Source organism: Thalassovita taeanensis, assembly GCF_900110775.1.
Lineage (GTDB): Bacteria > Pseudomonadota > Alphaproteobacteria > Rhodobacterales > Rhodobacteraceae > Litorimicrobium > Litorimicrobium taeanense.
In genome coordinates this window covers 32,033-48,001 of sequence record NZ_FOEP01000004.1, presented here as the reverse complement: position 1 = coordinate 48,001, position 15,969 = coordinate 32,033, and the positions used below count along the sequence as shown (strand labels likewise).

Sequence of the window (15,969 nt, the reverse complement as noted above, 5' to 3'; positions counted from 1 at the left end):
GTTTTGTCTAACGAACTTCTACCCAATGGGGAATCGAATTCTACCTCCCCCGCCGCTTGACCCCGCCCCTTTGACCGCCGCGACCACCCGTTGAGCGACCCCGCGCGGCACCGGCTTTTTCGACGGCGCTTTCGACCGCGGATTGGCGGGCGAGGGGGTCGTCGGAGATGGCGAGGTCGACGGCTTCCAGCCGTTTGACCTCGTCGCGCAGGCGGGCGGCTTCTTCGAATTCGAGGTTCTCGGCGGCTTTGCGCATGTCGAGGCGGAGGCCATCGAGGTGGGCTTCGAGGTTGGCGCCGTGCAGGGGTTTGGAAATTTTGGCGGTGACGCGGGATTGGTCGGTGTCGCCCTTGTAGAGCCCGGCGAGGATATCCTCGACATTCTTTTTCACGGTCTGCGGCGTGATGTTGTGTTCAATATTATAGGCGATCTGCTTGGCGCGGCGGCGGTCGGTTTCGCCCATGGCACGCTCCATCGAGCCGGTGATGCGGTCGGCGTACATGATGACGCGGCCTTCGGCGTTGCGGGCGGCGCGGCCGATGGTCTGGATCAGCGAGGTTTCCGAGCGCAGGAAGCCTTCTTTGTCGGCGTCGAGGATGGCGACGAGGCCACATTCGGGGATATCGAGCCCCTCGCGCAGCAGGTTGATGCCGATCAGAACATCGAAGGCACCAAGGCGCAGGTCGCGCAGGATCTCGATCCGTTCGATGGTGTCGATGTCGGAGTGCATGTAGCGCACGCGGATGCCCTGTTCGTGCATGTATTCGGTCAGGTCTTCGGCCATGCGTTTGGTCAGGGTGGTACAGAGCGTGCGGAACCCTGCGGCAGAGACTTTGCGGACCTCGTCAAGGAGGTCATCGACCTGCATATCGACGGGGCGGATCTCGATCATCGGGTCCAGCAGGCCGGTGGGGCGGATCACCTGTTCGGTGAAGACGCCGCCGGTTTGCTCCAGCTCCCACGCGGCGGGGGTGGCGGAGACGAAGACGGATTGCGGGCGCATGGCGTCCCATTCCTCGAACTTCAGGGGGCGGTTATCCATGCACGACGGCAGGCGGAAGCCGTGTTCGGCCAGGGTCATCTTGCGCCGGAAGTCGCCTTTGTACATCCCGCCGATCTGCGGCACAGAGACGTGGGATTCATCGGCGAAGACGATGGCGTTGTCGGGGATGAATTCGAACAGGGTGGGGGGCGGTTCGCCCGGCGCGCGGCCGGTAAGGTAGCGCGAGTAGTTTTCGATGCCGTTGCAGACGCCGGTGGCTTCGAGCATCTCAAGGTCAAAGGTGCAGCGTTGTTCGAGGCGCTGGGCCTCGAGCAGTTTGCCTTCGTTCACCAGCTGGTCGAGGCGTTGGCGCAGTTCCTTTTTGATGCCGATGATGGCCTGTTGCATCGTCGGTTTCGGGGTGACGTAGTGGGAGTTGGCGTAGACGCGGATATGGTCGAAGGTATCGGTCTTCTCGCCCGTCAGGGGATCGAATTCGGTGATGGATTCCAGTTCCTCGCCGAAGAAGGACAGGCGCCAGGCGCGGTCTTCGAGGTGGGCCGGGAAGATTTCCAGGCTGTCGCCACGGACGCGGAACGAGCCGCGTTGGAACCCGGCGTCGTTGCGTTTGTATTGCTGGGCGACAAGGTCGGCGATGACTTCGCGCTGGTCATAGCTGCTGCCGACTTGCAGGTCCTGGGTCATGGCGCCGTAGGTTTCGACGCTACCGATGCCGTAGATGCAGGAGACCGAGGCGACGATGATCACGTCGTCGCGTTCCAGCAGGGCGCGGGTGGCGGAGTGGCGCATCCGGTCGATCTGTTCGTTGATCTGCGACTCCTTCTCGATGAAGGTGTCGGAGCGGGCGACGTAGGCCTCGGGCTGGTAGTAGTCGTAGTAGCTGACGAAATATTCGACGGCGTTGTCGGGGAAGAAGCCCTTGAATTCGCCATAGAGCTGCGCGGCGAGGGTTTTGTTGGGGGCGAGGATGATCGCCGGGCGCTGGGTTGCTTCGATCACCTTGGCCATGGTGAAGGTCTTGCCGGTGCCGGTGGCGCCCAGCAACACCTGATCGTGCTCGCCCGCGTTGATGCCCTCGGTCAGTTCGGCGATGGCCTTGGGCTGATCGCCGGCGGGGGAGAATTCGGTTTCGAGGATAAACCGCTTGCCGCCCTCAAGCTTGGGGCGTGACCGGACATCGGGGGCCGGGGCGTGCATCATCGGCGCGGTGAGGGTCGGGTCAGACATTGGGGTTCCTTTTCAGGCCCGATTTCAGGCACTGGGGCGGGTTTCGGTTCGGGGTCGGGCGGCAGTGCTGATTTTGGTCTGTTTTTGTTCCACTTCAACCCCCTTCGGCGCAGATTGCGGTCAGATCGCGCCGATGCCCGGAATTTTACGGACAGAACCGGGGGTTTGGGGCCGAGAACCTCTTGCCGCGCGCGGGATTTTCCCGGATAAACGCAGCGCAAAGAGGAGTCTTGCCATGCGTGCCAGAATCTACAAACCCGCCCGGAACGCAATGCAGTCGGGCGTCGCCAAGACCAGAAACTGGGTTTTGGATTATATGCCCGCCTCGGCCCGCGAGGTCGATCCGTTGATGGGCTGGACTTCGAGCGGGGATACTCAGACGCAGGTGCGGTTGAGCTTTGCCAGCAAAGAGGCCGCGCTGGATTATGCACGCGAGCACGGGATTGAGGCGGTCGTGACCGAGCCCAAACCGCGCAAACCCAATATCCGCGTCGGTGGCTATGGCGAGAATTTCGCCACCAATCGCCGCGGCGCCTGGACCCACTAAGCCCCTCTTTTTTGCCGCAGAACTGCTTTGCCGCAAAACTGCGGCTTTGCGATCCCATAGCTCAACTGGATAGAGCAGCTGACTTCTAATCAGCAGGTTCGGGGTTCGAGTCCTCGTGGGATCGCCATTTCATTCAGATGTGGTGGTATATGTGCTGTGCGGACGTGCGCCAGGTGCGCGCATTTCTGAATGAGGTTTGAGTAGAGACCTTCGCTTAGCGATCAGGTGGCGTCCAATCTTTTTCTATGTCCGCATTATGCCCCCGCAACCGCAAGGCTAGGCCACAGGAGACGCCAACGCCAATAGCGATGGTCAGATCTGCGAATACCGTCAGAACCAGAGTGAGAACCAGCAAAACCCGATCGGATTTTCTGGCTTGCATGTAGCCGCGCCACTTGTGTGGCTCGCTCATGTTCCAGGCAGTCAAGATGAGCAACCCTGCAAGCGCAGGCATGGCAAGATAGCCCGCGAGAGGCGCCGCCAGAAGCATGACAAGCAGAATGGTGAGTGCGTGAACGAGCCCGGCAACCGGCGTTTTCCCGCCCGCGCGAACATTCGTGGCCGTTCGGGCAATCGCCCCGGTGGCCGGAAGACCCCCAAACAAGGCTGAGCCAATATTGGCGAAGCCCTGCGCCAGAACTTCGGCGTTCGGCCTGTGGTGACCGCCGATCATCTTGTCTGCGACCATCGCGGACAACAGCGATTCAATGCTTGCAAGGAATGCGATGACAAAGGCCGAAGGAAGCAGTTCTGCGACCCGCTCGGCGCTGATAACCGGAAGCGCGGGAACAGGTAGCGCGCGAGGCAATTCGCCGAACCGGGAGAAGATCGTATCAACGGGCAGCACGGCCATGGCAACAATGGCGGAGGTCAAACCAACGGCGACAATCAGCCCCGGAAATTTGGGAGCCAGCCGTCGCAGGGCAACGATTGATGCCATGGTTGCAAGCCCGATCCCGAGAGCCAGGAGATTCACAGTATGACGTGCGCCCCAAAGTGCCTCGATCTTTGCGATGAATTCTGCCGTAACTTGCGCAACCGAAAGGCCAAACAGGTCCTTGATCTGGCTTGTTGCGATGATAACACCGATGCCGATGGTGAAGCCGTTGATCACGGATTCAGGCACAAAAGCGACAAGGTTTCCTGCCCGCAGATACCCGGCGACCAACATGATGATCCCGGCCATGAATGTCGCCAGGACAAGCCCGTCATATCCATGCTCAGATATGACACCGAAAACGACGACGATAAACGCGCCGGTCGGCCCCCCGATCTGCACACGGCTGCCGCCAAGAAGCGAGATCAGGAAGCCGGCGACGATTGCGGTAACGAGCCCTTTTTCCGGCGCCGCGCCAGAAGCAATGGCGATTGCAAGGCTCAAGGGCAATGCGACCATTGCCACGGTAATTCCAGCGACCAAGTCGTCGGCAAATTGCCTTCGATCATAGGTCGTGAGCGTCGTGAGAATTTTTGGTTTCATAAGGTCAGCCACGGCCTCCAGGACAGGAGATTGAACCCACGATGACACAAAGCCGATATACACGCTATGCCCACTTTAGCCGCAGAGCAGACTTCGGGTGAGATTGTCAGTTTCGTTTGGTGGTTCAGTGGACTCATGGGTTTGTGGGACTGGCGCTGTTGGTGTGGGCGCGGGGGGCGTAGCGTTCGGGGCAGAGCAAAACAGGGGATTGTCATGTGTGGATCTGCGGCATCGGTGGGAACGTCGGTTGCGACTGTGTTTATTGAGAATGAGCGGACGCGGGTGACCGAGTGGCGGTTCGCGGCGCGCGGGGACAACACCGGCTGGCATACGCATGAGTATGACTATGTGGTGGTGCCGCAATTCGACGGGTTTCTGGAGATCGAGATGGAAGGCGGCGAGCGGATCCGGTCGGAGCTGAAGACCGGCGTGCCCTATTTCCGGCCTGCGGGGGCAACGCATGACGTGATCAACGGCAATGACTTTGAATGCGCCTTTGTCGAGATCGAGTTTCTGGGCTAGGGCGCGCTCAGTAGTCTTTTTCCAGAAACAGGCCGAGGCCGGTTTCACCGTCGGAGGTCATGCGGCCACGGGCGGTGAGGGAAGGTGTGATCGTGAGGTTGAGGTTGATCTGCGAGCGGCCCTGCGTGTCGGCTGTGACCTCGGTATAGATATTTTCGCTGATGTATTTGCCGACGCGGGCCTCGGTCGCGCCTTCGTCGGTGGTGGTGACGTCGAGGTCATCAAGTTGCAGCCCGCGCCGCAGGTTGCCTGACAGCCCGTCGCCGCCTTTGCCGGTGAGGGTGCGCAGGGCGGCAGCGAGGCGGATGGCTTGCAGCGGCGAGATCTGGGTCAGTTCGCGGCCAAACAGGATGAGCGACAGCACTTCGTCTTCGGGCAAATCGGGGCTGGAGGAGAAGGTCAGGGCGGGGGCGCTGGCCTGTCCGTCGATGGTGATCGAGGCGGTCACGTCGGCGCTGGTGGTGTTGGCGACGAAGCGGATATAGGGGTCGAAGGCGCCTTGCAGGCGAATGTGCCCCTCGCTGAGGGTCAGGCGCTTGCCAAGGATATCCATGCGGCCACGGATCAGGTCGAACCGCCCTTGTGGCACCACATTCGAGGTGGTGCCGATCAGGCGCAGGGTGCCGCCGAGTTCGGCATCGAGCCCACGCCCGCGCACGAAGATGCGAGAGGGCGCGCGGATCACGATGTTGAGCGGGTAGGTGACAGAAGGGGCGCTTGGGGTGGTGGTTTGGGCCAGCATCCCGGCCCAGTCGCGGACGCGGTTCACCTCGGCAGGTTCGTTGCGGTGGATCAGGCCGGGGAGGTCGGCAAAGTTGGTGCCGCTGGGGTTGGGCACGCGCAGTTCGGTCAGGCCGAGGTCAAGCTGTCCGGTGATCCGCGCGCCGCCGGTCAGCGGGCCGTTAAGCGCAAGGCCGCCGTTGACGGTGGTTTCAAACAGTTTCGGGTCGGACAGGGTGATGTCGCGCAGGGTCGCGCTGAGGGTGGCCGGGAAGCCGGGCGTCAGGGTGACGGGGCCATCGATCTGAAGCGTGCCCCCCGAGGAGACCTGTGCGGCGAGGTCGAGCACGGCCTGTCCGCCGCCCAGGCGGATGGTGCCGGTGCTGGCGTCGAGGGCGATTCGCTGATCGGGAACCGACAGGCGGGCGTTCTGGGTGGTGATGCTGCCGCTGAGCGACGAGAGCGCGGGCGGGCCATCGACCCGCAGGGCGAAGCTGGCCACGCCGGACAGGCTGCGCGGGCGGAGTTTGTTGTTGGCCAGCGCCAGCGGGGCGACGCCGTCAAGCGCGAGGGCCAGCTGTTTGGCATCGCCAGAGACCGTGCCGCGGGCGGTCAGGTGGGTGCCACCGGGGCCGGAGGCGTCAACGTCGACGTTCCAGTTGTCGTCGGTTTGGGTGGCAGTGCCCTGCGCGGTGGCCGCGCCGCTGAGGCTTGGGTCGAGCAGGCCAAGGTCGCGCAGCCGGGCCGAGAAGGTGAGGGCGTTTGCGGTCTCATCCGCGGTGCCTTCGAGGCGGGCGGTCAGCTCGGGCGTGCTGAGGTCGACGTTTTTCAGCGACAGGCGGCCCGAGGGCGCGCGTGAGACCTGCATTTGCAGGTCGGACTGGCCGCGGAGCAGCTGATCGACATAGCCGGTATCGGCCGAAAGGTTCTGCCCGGTGAGGCTAAGGGTGGTGTCGAAGCTGCGGGTCAGCGCGCTGCCCGTGCCTTCGGCGGTGAGCCGGGCTGCGCCGCCAAGCGGGCGCCCGGCCAGTTGCGAATAGACGGAAATGTCGCGTGCTTCGGCCTTGAGCTGACCGGACAGGTCAAGCTGATCGGTGCCGTTGCCGGTGATGGTGCCGGACAGGTGGGCGGTGGCTTCACCGGGGGCGGTGGCTGTGGCGTCGACCTGCCAGAGGGTGGCGGTGCTTTGGCTGGCGGTGAGGTCCAGCGTGGCGGGGCCGGTGACGCCGGGCAGAACAAGTGCGGCCTGACGCAGGCGGGCAGAGGCGGTCAGTTGCGAGGCACCGGTGCGCAGGGCGCCGGACCCGGTGATCGTGGCCTGTGCGGTGGCGATGCGCAGCGCGTCGATCAGCGTGCCGGTGGTGTCGCGGGACACGTGCAGGGCCAGTTGGCCCGCGCCTGCGATCAGCGGGTCGATCCGGGGCTGATCCAGCGCGAGGTCGGTGGTGCCGCCGTTGAAGCGCAGGTCAAACTGGCCCGACAGGGGCTCGACCTGTCCGGTGACGGCCAGTTGTGCCGCACCGGACAGGGGCAGGCCCGCAAGCGGGGCAAAGCGCGTCAGATTGTCGGCGGTCAGCGTGGTGTCGGTGGTGATGATCAGGTTCAGCCCGTCGGTCAGCCCGCCCAGTTCGGCCGCGCCGGTCAGGGCATAGTCCTGCCCCGACAGGGTGAGCGAGGGCAGGCGCAGCGCCTGACCCTGCGTCCAGTCGAAGCGCAGGGCGGCACGGATGTCGCGGCCAAGGGCGGTGGCAAGGGCGGCATCCTGCGGGTGCACGCCAAGGGCGGCCAGCGTCGCCTGTCCGGTCACGCGCCCCAGCGCGGTGTCGGTGCCGCGCAGCAGGTCGCCCGCCCCCGACAGGGTGGCGTGTTGCAGGCTGAGCCCGGCACGGTCGAGCCCGTCCAGCGCCATGTCGAGCGCCCAGCCATCGCCCTTGGCGGCGTCATAGTCCAGTTTCAGCCGGGCGGCGTTCAGGCGGGTTGCGGGGCCAGACAGCGGCAGTAGCACGTCCGCACCGTCGCGCGGGGTGATATCGGCGGTCAGGGCCAGCAGCTCAGGCCAGCCCTGCGGCGAAATCCGGGCGCGGCCGCTCAGGTGCAGGGCGTCGGCGGACAGGTCGAGCCGGTCAAGGGTGATCTGGCCTGCCGCGCTGCGGTTGCCGTTGAGCTGAAGCCGGATGTCGGGGCCGAAGAAGGGGCGGTATTCAGGCGCGAAGACCGGGGCGATGTCGCCACCCAGATCGGCGGCGAAGTGGTAATCGGGCGCGGCGTCGGGTTGATCTTCGGGGCGGGTGGCATCCAGCGTCAGGGTGCCGTTCAGGCGGGGTTTGCCATCGGTCGAAAGCGCCAGCGTCGCGGCGAAGCCATCAATCGGCCCCTCGCCGGAAATGCTTAGCTGCACGGCGGGTGTGCCGGGCAGGCCAAGCAGGCTGGCGGCGATCCCGCCACTTGGTTCGGCCAGTGACAGGTCAAGCCGCAGGTCGCGGGTGGCATTGGCATAGGCGGCATCGAGCGCCAGCGTACCGGGGGTTTGGCCCAGCCGGGTGACCGACAGGGTGGCGCTGCCTGCGCCGCCTTCGAGCTGCGCCGCGCCGGTGAGGGCCAGAGTGGCCTCTTGCCCGAGGAGGGCTGCACCGAGCACGGCGCGGGTGATGGAGAGCTTGCCGATATTGACCGAGACAGGGAGTTCGGGCAGGGCGAAGCCTTTGGCCTCGGGGGTGGGCAGGGCGCTGCTGTCCTTGACCGGGGCGCGGGGAATCAGAACCTCGTCGGCGGACAGCTCGTTCACTTCGAGGCGGCCAGAGAGCAGGGCGGTGCGGCTCCAGTTCAGGGTCACGCCGTTGAGGGTCAGCCAGATGCCGTCGGCGTCGGCGATGGTCAGTTTCTCGATCGTGGCGGTCGAGCTGAGCGCGCCTGCGAAGCCCACCACATCAACGGAGCGGCCAATGTCGGACAGGTTGTCTTCGAGCAGCCCTTCGAGCAGGCCACGATCAGACTCGGCGGTTTGCTGGGCCAGCAAGGGCAGCGGCGGGAGCAGAAGCAGGATGAGAAGGAAAAGAGTACGCATATCAGAACGCCTGCCCGATGCCGACATAGACCTGCACCCCTTCGCCGGTTGAGCCGCTGAGCGGGGCGGCGATATCAAGCCGGACGGGGCCAACGACGGTATCATAGCGCAGCCCCAGCCCGGCCCCGGAGTGCCATTCACCCGAGCCGTCATAGAAGCTTTCGGCGCCGATATAGCCCGCGTCGGCAAAGCCCACGAGGCTGATGGTATCGGTCATGCGGGCGCGCAGCTCGCCTGACAGGCCGACGAAGCTGCGCCCGCCGGCGGTGGTGCCGCCGCCCAGATCGACGCCGAGCGACTGATAGGGCTGGCCGCGCACGGTGCCGCCACCGCCGGAGTGGAACAGATAGGTTGGGGGCGCATCGGCCAGGGCTGGCCCGACGACCGAGCCAAGCTGCACCCGGCCAGCGACGACAAAGCGGTCATTGCTGCCGAGGCTGCGATAGATCCGGCTGTCGAATTTGATCTGCCCGCCGGTGTCTTCGCCAGACAGGCCGAAGAAGGGGGTGACGTTGGCGTTGATGTAGTGCCCGCGCGTCGGGTTCAGGATGTTGTCGCGCAGATCCCAGCGCAGGGCGGTGGGAAAGGTCAGCAGGGTGAAGCGGCGCTTGCCGAAGGCATCCTCGGTTTCGGAGTAGGTGAGGGCGATTTCAAGGTCGCCTTCGAGGTGGTCCGAGAAAATCCGGGTTGCGCCGACGCCTGCGGTGGCCTCGTTGGATTTGAAATCGGGCTCGTCCAGCACCTCGAGATCGAGGTGGGCGAAGAACTTGGTGTCGGCGCCGAAGACGGCGGGGCGTTCGAACCGGGTGCCAAGGGCATAGTCGATGCCGCCGGTGGTGCCGCCGATGCCCGAGGCAGAGCCTTCGACGCGCAGCCGTTCGGCGCCGCCCAGCAGGTTGCGGTGCATCCAGAAGCCGGAGAGGGCCAGCCCTTCGACGTTGGATATCTCGGCGCCAGCGCCGAAGCGGTGGCGTTTTTCGTCAACCACGGCGGCGGTGATGTCCATGGTGTTGTCGGGGCCGAGGGTTTTGGCCTCGGTCACGTCAACCGAGCGGAAGGTGCCGGTGCGGCGCAGCCGGGTGGCGGCCTTGTCGATCTCCTGCGGCGAGAACACCTCGCCCTCGGGGAGGCCCGCGATGCGGTGGATCCGCCTGGCGCGCACGGCAGAGGTGCCTGCGGGGATCAGGCGGCCAAAGCGCACTTGCGGGCCGGGCAGGATGGCGATCTGCGCCGACAGCGTGCGGGCGGCGTGATCGGCGGTCAGGGTGCGCGCGCCGGGGGTGGCCTTGGCATAGCCCGCCTCGCGCCAGCCGGTGACGGCGGTCTGGACGCTGTCGAGCACGACAGAGCTGCGGGCGCGCTGGCCGCGTGCGAATTCGGGCGGCAGGGTGGTGCCGGGGGCCAGCGGTGCAATCCGCGCAGTGGCAAAGACGAAGGGCGGGCCGGGGTCGATCGACACGTCGATGCGCGAGATCTGCTTGGGCGGACTGAGCGGCGGGATCAGTGCGGCCTCTTGCCCATCAAGGCGGATATTGATCACGCCCGAGTAGTAGCCGTAGGCGTAGAGCGTTTCGAGCAGGCGCTGATAATCGGCCAGCGCGGTGGCGAACAGATCCTGCGGATCGGTGACGCCCTCTTTGTCGGCGGTACGCAGCAGCGAGGCCAGGCGCAGCCGGGTGCGCAGGCTGGTGTTGTCGGAATTGCGCAGGGTGATGTCGAGGCTGTCGAGCGCATGGGCAGGCAGGGCCGAAACCCCAAGGGCGACCACGGCAAGTGCCTTGAAAATGTGCAGTATTCCAGAGCGTTGTGCCACGGGGTACCTTTTGTCCTGTGCGATCTGTCGCAGGGCAGGGTGCTGTTCGGCTCGAGAATAGGGTGTTCGGGGGCAAAGCTCCATCATCATTCCGTACAAGCGCGGCAAGATTGCGCGGCTTCGCGCCGGTTGACAGCCGGGCTGTGTCTGGTTTTGATCAAATTCAATGTGCCTTGCATGTATTTGCCCGTTGGTCTGAGTAATAACGCGTGAAACCCCGGATTGGTTTCATGCGGCTTGCGCTTTTTATTGGTGGGGCAACCGCAGGCGGAGGCACGTCGAAATGGGACGCAGTCAGAGGAGCCTGTCATGCAGGTATTTTTTAGTGAAGAACATCGCAGGCATTTCCCGCAGGCGGAGCTGAACGGCGGGGAGTTTGTCACCCCGTTTGAGCGGCCCAGCCGGGTGGAATATGTTCTGGCGCGGCTGAACGAGCGCGGGTTTGCGCCGCCAGTGGCCCCCGGTGCACCGGATATGGCTGTGGTGCGTGGGCTGCATGATGCCGGGTATCTGGAGTTTCTGGAGGCGGCGTGGGACGAGTGGAAGGCCGAGGGGTTCGCCGGCGAGATCATCGCGGCCTCGTTCCCGGCGCGGCGGATGCAGATCGCACGGCCCCCGCGCAATATTGACGGCAAGGTCGGATATTATGCGCTGGCCTCCGAGACGGCGATGACGGGCGGCACCTGGACGGCGGCACTGTCGTCGGTGGCCAGCGCGCAGGCGGCGCAGCGGGCGGTGGCATCGGGAGCGCGCGCGGCCTTTGGGTTGTGCCGCCCACCGGGGCACCATGCGGCAAGCGACATGTACGGTGGGTATTGCTTTATCAACAACGCCGCTGTGGTGGCGCAGATGTTCCGCAATGATGGGGCGGACCGCGTGGCGGTGCTGGACATTGATTTCCATCACGGCAACGGCACGCAGGACATTTTCTTTGATCGCGGCGACGTGTTCTTTGCGTCGCTGCACGGGGCGCCAGAGGATGCGTTTCCGTATTTCCTTGGCTATGCCGATGAGGTCGGGATTGGGGCGGGCGAAGGGGCGACGGTGAACTATCCGATGCTGCCCGGAACCGGCTATGCCGCGTGGGCCGAGGCGCTGGATGCGGCGCTGGCGCGGATCAAGGCGTGGGGGGCCGAGACCTTGGTGGTGTCGCTGGGGGTGGATGCCTATAAGGACGACCCGATCAGCTTCTTCAAGCTGGACAGCCCTGATTTCATCGACGCGGGCCGACGCATCGGCAGGCTGGGCCTGCCGACGGTGTTCTGCATGGAGGGCGGTTATGCCATCGAGGCGGTCGGGATCAACACGGTGAACGTGCTGGAAGGGTTCAACGACGCCTGAGGATCAGAGGCAGTCGGCCATGGTCCGGGCCAGCCCGGTCAGCAGATCGGTATAAAGGTCCGGACCAAGCGGCAGCCCGGTTCCAAGCGGGTCGATCACCGCCGTGTGCGCGCCGGTGCCGTCGAAGACCGTGGCGACAAGGCCGGGGTTGAACTGCGGTTCGGAAAACACGCAGGTGACGCCGTGATCCTGCACCGCCTGTCGGATTGCGGCAATGCGGGCGGGGCTGGGGGCGGCGGCATCGCTGAGCGAGATCGCCCCGGCGGCGGTCATGTGAAAGCGTTTCTCGAAATACTGGAAGGCGTCGTGGAAGACGACAAACGGCTTGGTGCTGACCGGGGCCAGCGTGATGTCGATCTGCGCGATGGTGGCATCAAGCCGGGCGCGGGCGGACTCGGCATTGGCGGCATAGGTGGCAGCATTTTCGGGGTCGGCCTCGCTGAGCGCCTGCGCGATCAGGGAAAGCCAGAAGCGGCCGTTTTCCGGGTCGAGCCAGCCATGCGGGTCGATACCGGAATGGCCGTGTGCGTGGTCATCGTCCGCGTGGTCGTCATCGTCGGCGTGCTCGTCCATGTGCTCGTCAGCATGGTCGTCATGATCATCGGCGTGGTCTTCTGCGTGATCATCCGGGCTGAACACGACGGTTTCGCGGTAGGGCAGGGTGCGGGTGCCGGGGGTGTCCATCAGCTCGATCACATGTGCGGTTGCTGCCAGCCGCTGAAGGGGCGTTTCCAGCCAGGGGGTCAGGCCATGGCCGATCCAGACCACCAGATCGGCACGTTCCAGCGCGGCGGCCTCGGAGGGGCGCAGGGCATAGTCATGCGGCGAGGCGCCGGGGCGCACGATCAGCGCGGGCGTGCCAAGATCGCCCATGACCTGAGACACCAGCGAGTGAACGGGGGGGATGTCGGTGGCGACATGCGGCACCTCGGCCATCAGGGCGGTCGCCGTCAGCGGCGTGGCCAGCAGGGCGAGCAAGGGAAGAAGGCGCTTGTGCATTGGGGACCTCATGTGATTTTATAACATCTGACGAGGTTGTAAGTGGTATAATATAACATTACAACCCTGAAATCCGCATCACAGCGAAGGACCCGCCATGACCGCGCTTGGATTTGAAAAACACAATCACGCCAGCTGCATCTCGGAAGGGGTGACGGCGGTGGACGGCGTTTGCACGCAACTGGGGTTGCAGCTGACACCGGTCCGGCGCCGGGTACTGGAGATTTTGCTGTCAGAGCATCGGGCGATGGGGGCCTATGAAATTCTGGATGTTCTGCGCGACGAGGGGTTGGGATCACAGCCACCTGTGGCGTACAGGGCCTTGGATTTCCTTGTGAAACATAGTTTTGCCCATAAGGTCGAGCGGCTGAATGCCTTTGTATCCTGCGCGCGGCCCGGGCAGGTCCACACGCCGGGGTTTCTGATCTGTCGGCTGTGTTCGGCGGTGGCCGAGGCGGATGCGGAGCCGACGAAAGGCCGGTTGGGGAAGGCGGCAGAGGCTGCCGGTTTCGAAATTGAGCAGGCCGTGGTGGAGGCCGAGGGCATCTGCCCGCGCTGCAAGTCAGCGCAGGTCGCGCAGGCATGAGCCGATTGATTGAAACGCGTGGGCTGAGTGTGCAACTGGGCAGCACGGAAGTGTTGTCGGGGGTGGATTTTCACATCGACCGGGGCGAGATCGTGACGATTGTCGGGCCGAATGGATCGGGCAAATCAACACTGTTGAGGGCGATTATCGGCGCGGTGAAGCCTTCGGCCGGGCAGATCAGCCGGGCGCCGGGGCTGCGGATCGGCTATGTGCCGCAGAGGCTGCATATTGATCCGACGCTGCCGATAACGGTGGCGCGGTTTCTGGGTTTGCCACGGCGGGTGAGCCGGGCGCGGGCGGCGGCGGCGCTGGACAAGGCCGGGGTGCCGGATCTGGCCGAACGGCAGATGGCGGGGCTGTCGGGCGGGCAGTTTCAGCGGGTGTTGCTGGCGCGGGCCTTGTTGGACAAGCCGGACCTGTTGTTGCTGGATGAGGCGACGCAGGGATTGGATCAGCCGGGATCGGCGGCGTTTTATCGGCAGATCGAGGAAGTGCGGCGCGAGATGGGCTGTGCCGTGTTGATGGTCAGTCACGAGCTGCATGTGGTGATGAGCGCGAGCGACCGGGTGGTGTGCTTGAACGGGCATGTGTGTTGCCACGGCACGCCCGAGATTGTCGCCTCGGCCCCGGAATACCGGGCGCTGTTCGGCACCGGGACGCAGGGGGCGCTGGCGTTGTACCGGCACGATCACAACCACACGCATGATGCGGGCTGCGGGCATGACCATACACATGCAAACGAGAATGAGGCGGCGCAATGATGCTGGACAGTTTTTTGATACGCGCGGCGCTGGCGGGGTTGGGCGTGGCGCTGGCAGCGGCCCCTTTGGGGTGTTTCGTGGTCTGGCGGCGGATGGCCTATTTCGGTGATGCGACGGCGCATGCCTCGATCCTGGGGGTGGCCCTGGCGCTGAGTTTCGATGTGTCGGTGTTCGCCGGGGTGCTTGCGGTGTCGTTGGCGATGGCGACCACGGTCAGCACGCTGAGCGGTCGGGGCTATGCGATGGACACGCTGCTGGGCGTTCTGGCGCATTCGGCGCTGGCGTTCGGATTGGTGGCGGTGTCGTTCCTGCAGGGAATCCGAATTGACCTGATGGGGTATCTGTTTGGCGATATTCTGGCGGTGGGCAAGCCGGATCTGGCGATGATCTGGGGCGGGGCGGCGATGGTTCTGGCGCTCGTGGCGTGGCGCTGGTCGGCGCTGCTGACGGCGACGCTGAACCCGGATCTGGCCTATGCCAGCGGCATTGATCCCAAGCGCGAGCAGATGGTGCTGACGCTGGCGCTGGCGCTGGTGGTGGCGGTGGCGATCAAGGTGGTGGGGGTGTTGTTGATTGCGGCAATGCTGATCGTGCCGGCCGCAGCGGCGCGACCGTTTGCACGCACGCCCGAGGTGATGGCGGTGATGGCGGCGGTGATCGGTGGAGTGTCGGCGCTGGGCGGATTACAGGCGGCGTTCGTGTTCGACACGCCCACCGGGCCAACGATCGTCTGCGTTGCGGCTGTGTTGTTTGCGGTGGCGAGCCTGATCGATTTGATCCGGCGCGCGGTGGCATAAAAAAGGGGCCCGCGAACGGGCCCCAGAAGTTGCCCATTGGGCTGGAGTTATTTCTGAAGTTCGGTCCAGATCGCGGTGTACATGTCCTGTGCCTCTTTCGGGCAGGCGCCGGTGAATTTACCGGCGGCGACCAGATCGGCGGGCACAACGATTTCCGGGGCGGTTTTCATGTCATCGGGCATGAAGGCCTCGGACCCGGTGATGCCGTTGGCATAGCGCGCGAAGGACGAAATCATCGCGGCGTTTTCAGGATCCATGATGAAGTTGATGAACAGCTTGGCGTTGTCGGCGTTCTTGGCGTCGTTGAGGATCGCGGCGTTGTCCATCCAGACGATATAGCCCTCTTTCGGGTAGCCATAGACCACGTCGGGGTTGTTGTTGCGGATGCGGAAGGTGGAGCCGTTCCAGTTTACGCTGGCCATCACGTCGCCGTTCGACATCTTTTCAGTCATGCCGTAGTCCATGCTCATCCATTTCGGCTTGGCGGCGACAAGCGCGTCGCGGGCGGCCTTGAGCATGGTCTTGTCGGTGGTGCAGGGAGTGCCGCCAACGTACATCAGCGCCATGGAAATCACGTCCTGCATTTCGGGCACGACGTTGACCTTGCCGACCAGTTCGGCGGGCGGGTCCATGAAGATGGCGGCGGTGTTCACGTCACCGGAATAGGCCTTGGTGTTGACGGCAACGCCGGTGGTGCCCCACTGCCATGGCACGGAATATTCACGCTTGGGGTCCCAATCGACATCGACCCATTGCGGCGCGAGGTTGTGGTAGTTTTCCATCTCGGGGATGCCGGGCTTCATCAGCAGGCCCTTTTCCACGTAGATCGGGATATAGGAGTGGGTCGGGACGACGATATCAAACCCATGCCCGCCGGCCTCGATCTTGGTCAGGGCGGTGGTGTTGCTGTCGAAGTCGGTGACCGTGACCTTGACGTCGTATGTTTCCTCGAATTTTTTGATCAGATCGGGGTTGGTATAGTTGCCCCAGTTGAAGATGTTCAGCTCGCCCTCGGCCGAGGCCATGCTGGCCACGGTCGCCAGCGCGGCGACGGATGTGAGAAGTTTTTTCATAATAGGTCTCTCCTTGTTGAATGCTCGGCCTCGGGG

At 64.4% G+C, this 15,969-nt stretch carries 12 protein-coding genes and 1 tRNA gene; 7 read left to right on the top strand and 6 right to left on the bottom strand.

The features are described from left to right. Positions 1–40 precede the first annotated feature (40 nt). A complete protein-coding gene (gene uvrB / locus BSF79_RS06935; protein ID WP_090269147.1) occupies positions 41–2,230 on the bottom strand; it encodes an excinuclease ABC subunit UvrB in 2,190 nt (729 codons plus the stop codon). Between the two features lie 235 nt (positions 2,231–2,465). Between uvrB and BSF79_RS06930 the strand changes: the two genes are divergently transcribed. Both BSF79_RS06930 and BSF79_RS06925 read left to right on the top strand, forming a co-directional pair. Next, positions 2,466–2,777 carry an ETC complex I subunit gene (locus BSF79_RS06930; RefSeq protein WP_090269146.1) on the top strand — a complete coding sequence of 104 codons (312 nt, stop codon included), beginning with the start codon at positions 2,466–2,468 and terminating at the stop codon, positions 2,775–2,777. Between the two features lie 50 nt (positions 2,778–2,827). Beyond that, positions 2,828–2,904 (top strand) — tRNA-Arg (locus tag BSF79_RS06925). 87 nt (positions 2,905–2,991) lie between these two features. Here the strand turns inward: BSF79_RS06925 and BSF79_RS06920 are convergent. Next, positions 2,992–4,320, bottom strand: a complete 1,329-nt coding sequence (locus BSF79_RS06920) for a SulP family inorganic anion transporter (protein ID WP_342741849.1) — start codon at positions 4,318–4,320, stop codon at positions 2,992–2,994. A gap of 192 nt (positions 4,321–4,512) precedes the next feature. Here BSF79_RS06920 and BSF79_RS06915 point away from each other — a divergent pair, with 192 nt between their 5' ends. Continuing rightward, positions 4,513–4,779 (top strand): cupin domain-containing protein, encoded by a 267-nt coding sequence (locus BSF79_RS06915; RefSeq protein WP_245776343.1) that lies wholly within the window; start codon positions 4,513–4,515, stop codon positions 4,777–4,779. Positions 4,780–4,786: 7 nt separating this feature from the next. Here the strand turns inward: BSF79_RS06915 and BSF79_RS06910 are convergent, their stop codons facing one another. Both BSF79_RS06910 and BSF79_RS06905 read right to left on the bottom strand, forming a co-directional pair. After that, on the bottom strand, positions 4,787–8,563 hold the full coding sequence (locus tag BSF79_RS06910) for a translocation/assembly module TamB domain-containing protein (protein ID WP_175545280.1): 3,777 nt from the start codon (positions 8,561–8,563) through the stop codon (positions 4,787–4,789). A 1-nt stretch (position 8,564) separates the two neighbouring features. After that, the gene (locus tag BSF79_RS06905) at positions 8,565–10,376 is read right to left on the bottom strand and encodes an autotransporter assembly complex protein TamA (RefSeq protein ID WP_245776342.1); all 1,812 of its coding nucleotides are present in this window, start codon (positions 10,374–10,376) and stop codon (positions 8,565–8,567) included. Between the two features lie 309 nt (positions 10,377–10,685). On the opposite strand from BSF79_RS06905, the gene BSF79_RS06900 reads away from it, so the two are divergent. After that, on the top strand, positions 10,686–11,717 hold the full coding sequence (locus BSF79_RS06900) for a histone deacetylase family protein (protein ID WP_090269142.1): 1,032 nt from the start codon (positions 10,686–10,688) through the stop codon (positions 11,715–11,717). Between the two features lie 3 nt (positions 11,718–11,720). Here BSF79_RS06900 and BSF79_RS06895 read toward each other — a convergent pair whose 3' ends face one another. Further along, the gene (locus tag BSF79_RS06895; RefSeq protein ID WP_090269141.1) at positions 11,721–12,716 is read right to left on the bottom strand and encodes a zinc ABC transporter substrate-binding protein; all 996 of its coding nucleotides are present in this window, start codon (positions 12,714–12,716) and stop codon (positions 11,721–11,723) included. Positions 12,717–12,813: 97 nt separating this feature from the next. Between BSF79_RS06895 and BSF79_RS06890 the strand changes: the two genes are divergently transcribed. The 3 genes from BSF79_RS06890 to BSF79_RS06880 are packed head-to-tail and all read left to right on the top strand — an operon-like array spanning position 12,814 to position 14,860. After that, the gene (locus BSF79_RS06890; RefSeq protein WP_090269140.1) at positions 12,814–13,302 is read left to right on the top strand and encodes a Fur family transcriptional regulator; all 489 of its coding nucleotides are present in this window, start codon (positions 12,814–12,816) and stop codon (positions 13,300–13,302) included. Further along, a complete protein-coding gene (locus tag BSF79_RS06885; RefSeq protein ID WP_090269139.1) occupies positions 13,299–14,063 on the top strand; it encodes an ATP-binding cassette domain-containing protein in 765 nt (254 codons plus the stop codon). The genes BSF79_RS06890 and BSF79_RS06885 overlap by 4 nt, the downstream gene beginning before the upstream one ends. After that, positions 14,060–14,860, top strand: a complete 801-nt coding sequence (locus BSF79_RS06880; protein ID WP_090269138.1) for a metal ABC transporter permease — start codon at positions 14,060–14,062, stop codon at positions 14,858–14,860. Before BSF79_RS06885 ends, BSF79_RS06880 begins: the two co-directional genes overlap by 4 nt. Before the next feature lie 47 nt (positions 14,861–14,907). Here the strand turns inward: BSF79_RS06880 and BSF79_RS06875 are convergent, their stop codons facing one another. After that, positions 14,908–15,933 carry an extracellular solute-binding protein gene (locus BSF79_RS06875; protein WP_090269137.1) on the bottom strand — a complete coding sequence of 342 codons (1,026 nt, stop codon included), beginning with the start codon at positions 15,931–15,933 and terminating at the stop codon, positions 14,908–14,910. Positions 15,934–15,969 lie beyond the last annotated feature (36 nt).

Coding starts and splice junctions, on each gene's coding strand:
- uvrB (WP_090269147.1), bottom strand. CDS start 2,230: ATGTCTGACCCGACCCTCACCGCGCCGATGATGCACGCCCCGGCCCCC.
- BSF79_RS06930 (WP_090269146.1), top strand. CDS start 2,466: ATGCGTGCCAGAATCTACAAACCCGCCCGGAACGCAATGCAGTCGGGC.
- BSF79_RS06910 (WP_175545280.1), bottom strand. CDS start 8,563: ATGCGTACTCTTTTCCTTCTCATCCTGCTTCTGCTCCCGCCGCTGCCC.
- BSF79_RS06900 (WP_090269142.1), top strand. CDS start 10,686: ATGCAGGTATTTTTTAGTGAAGAACATCGCAGGCATTTCCCGCAGGCG.
- BSF79_RS06895 (WP_090269141.1), bottom strand. CDS start 12,716: ATGCACAAGCGCCTTCTTCCCTTGCTCGCCCTGCTGGCCACGCCGCTG.
- BSF79_RS06890 (WP_090269140.1), top strand. CDS start 12,814: ATGACCGCGCTTGGATTTGAAAAACACAATCACGCCAGCTGCATCTCG.
- BSF79_RS06885 (WP_090269139.1), top strand. CDS start 13,299: ATGAGCCGATTGATTGAAACGCGTGGGCTGAGTGTGCAACTGGGCAGC.
- BSF79_RS06880 (WP_090269138.1), top strand. CDS start 14,060: ATGATGCTGGACAGTTTTTTGATACGCGCGGCGCTGGCGGGGTTGGGC.
- BSF79_RS06875 (WP_090269137.1), bottom strand. CDS start 15,933: ATGAAAAAACTTCTCACATCCGTCGCCGCGCTGGCGACCGTGGCCAGC.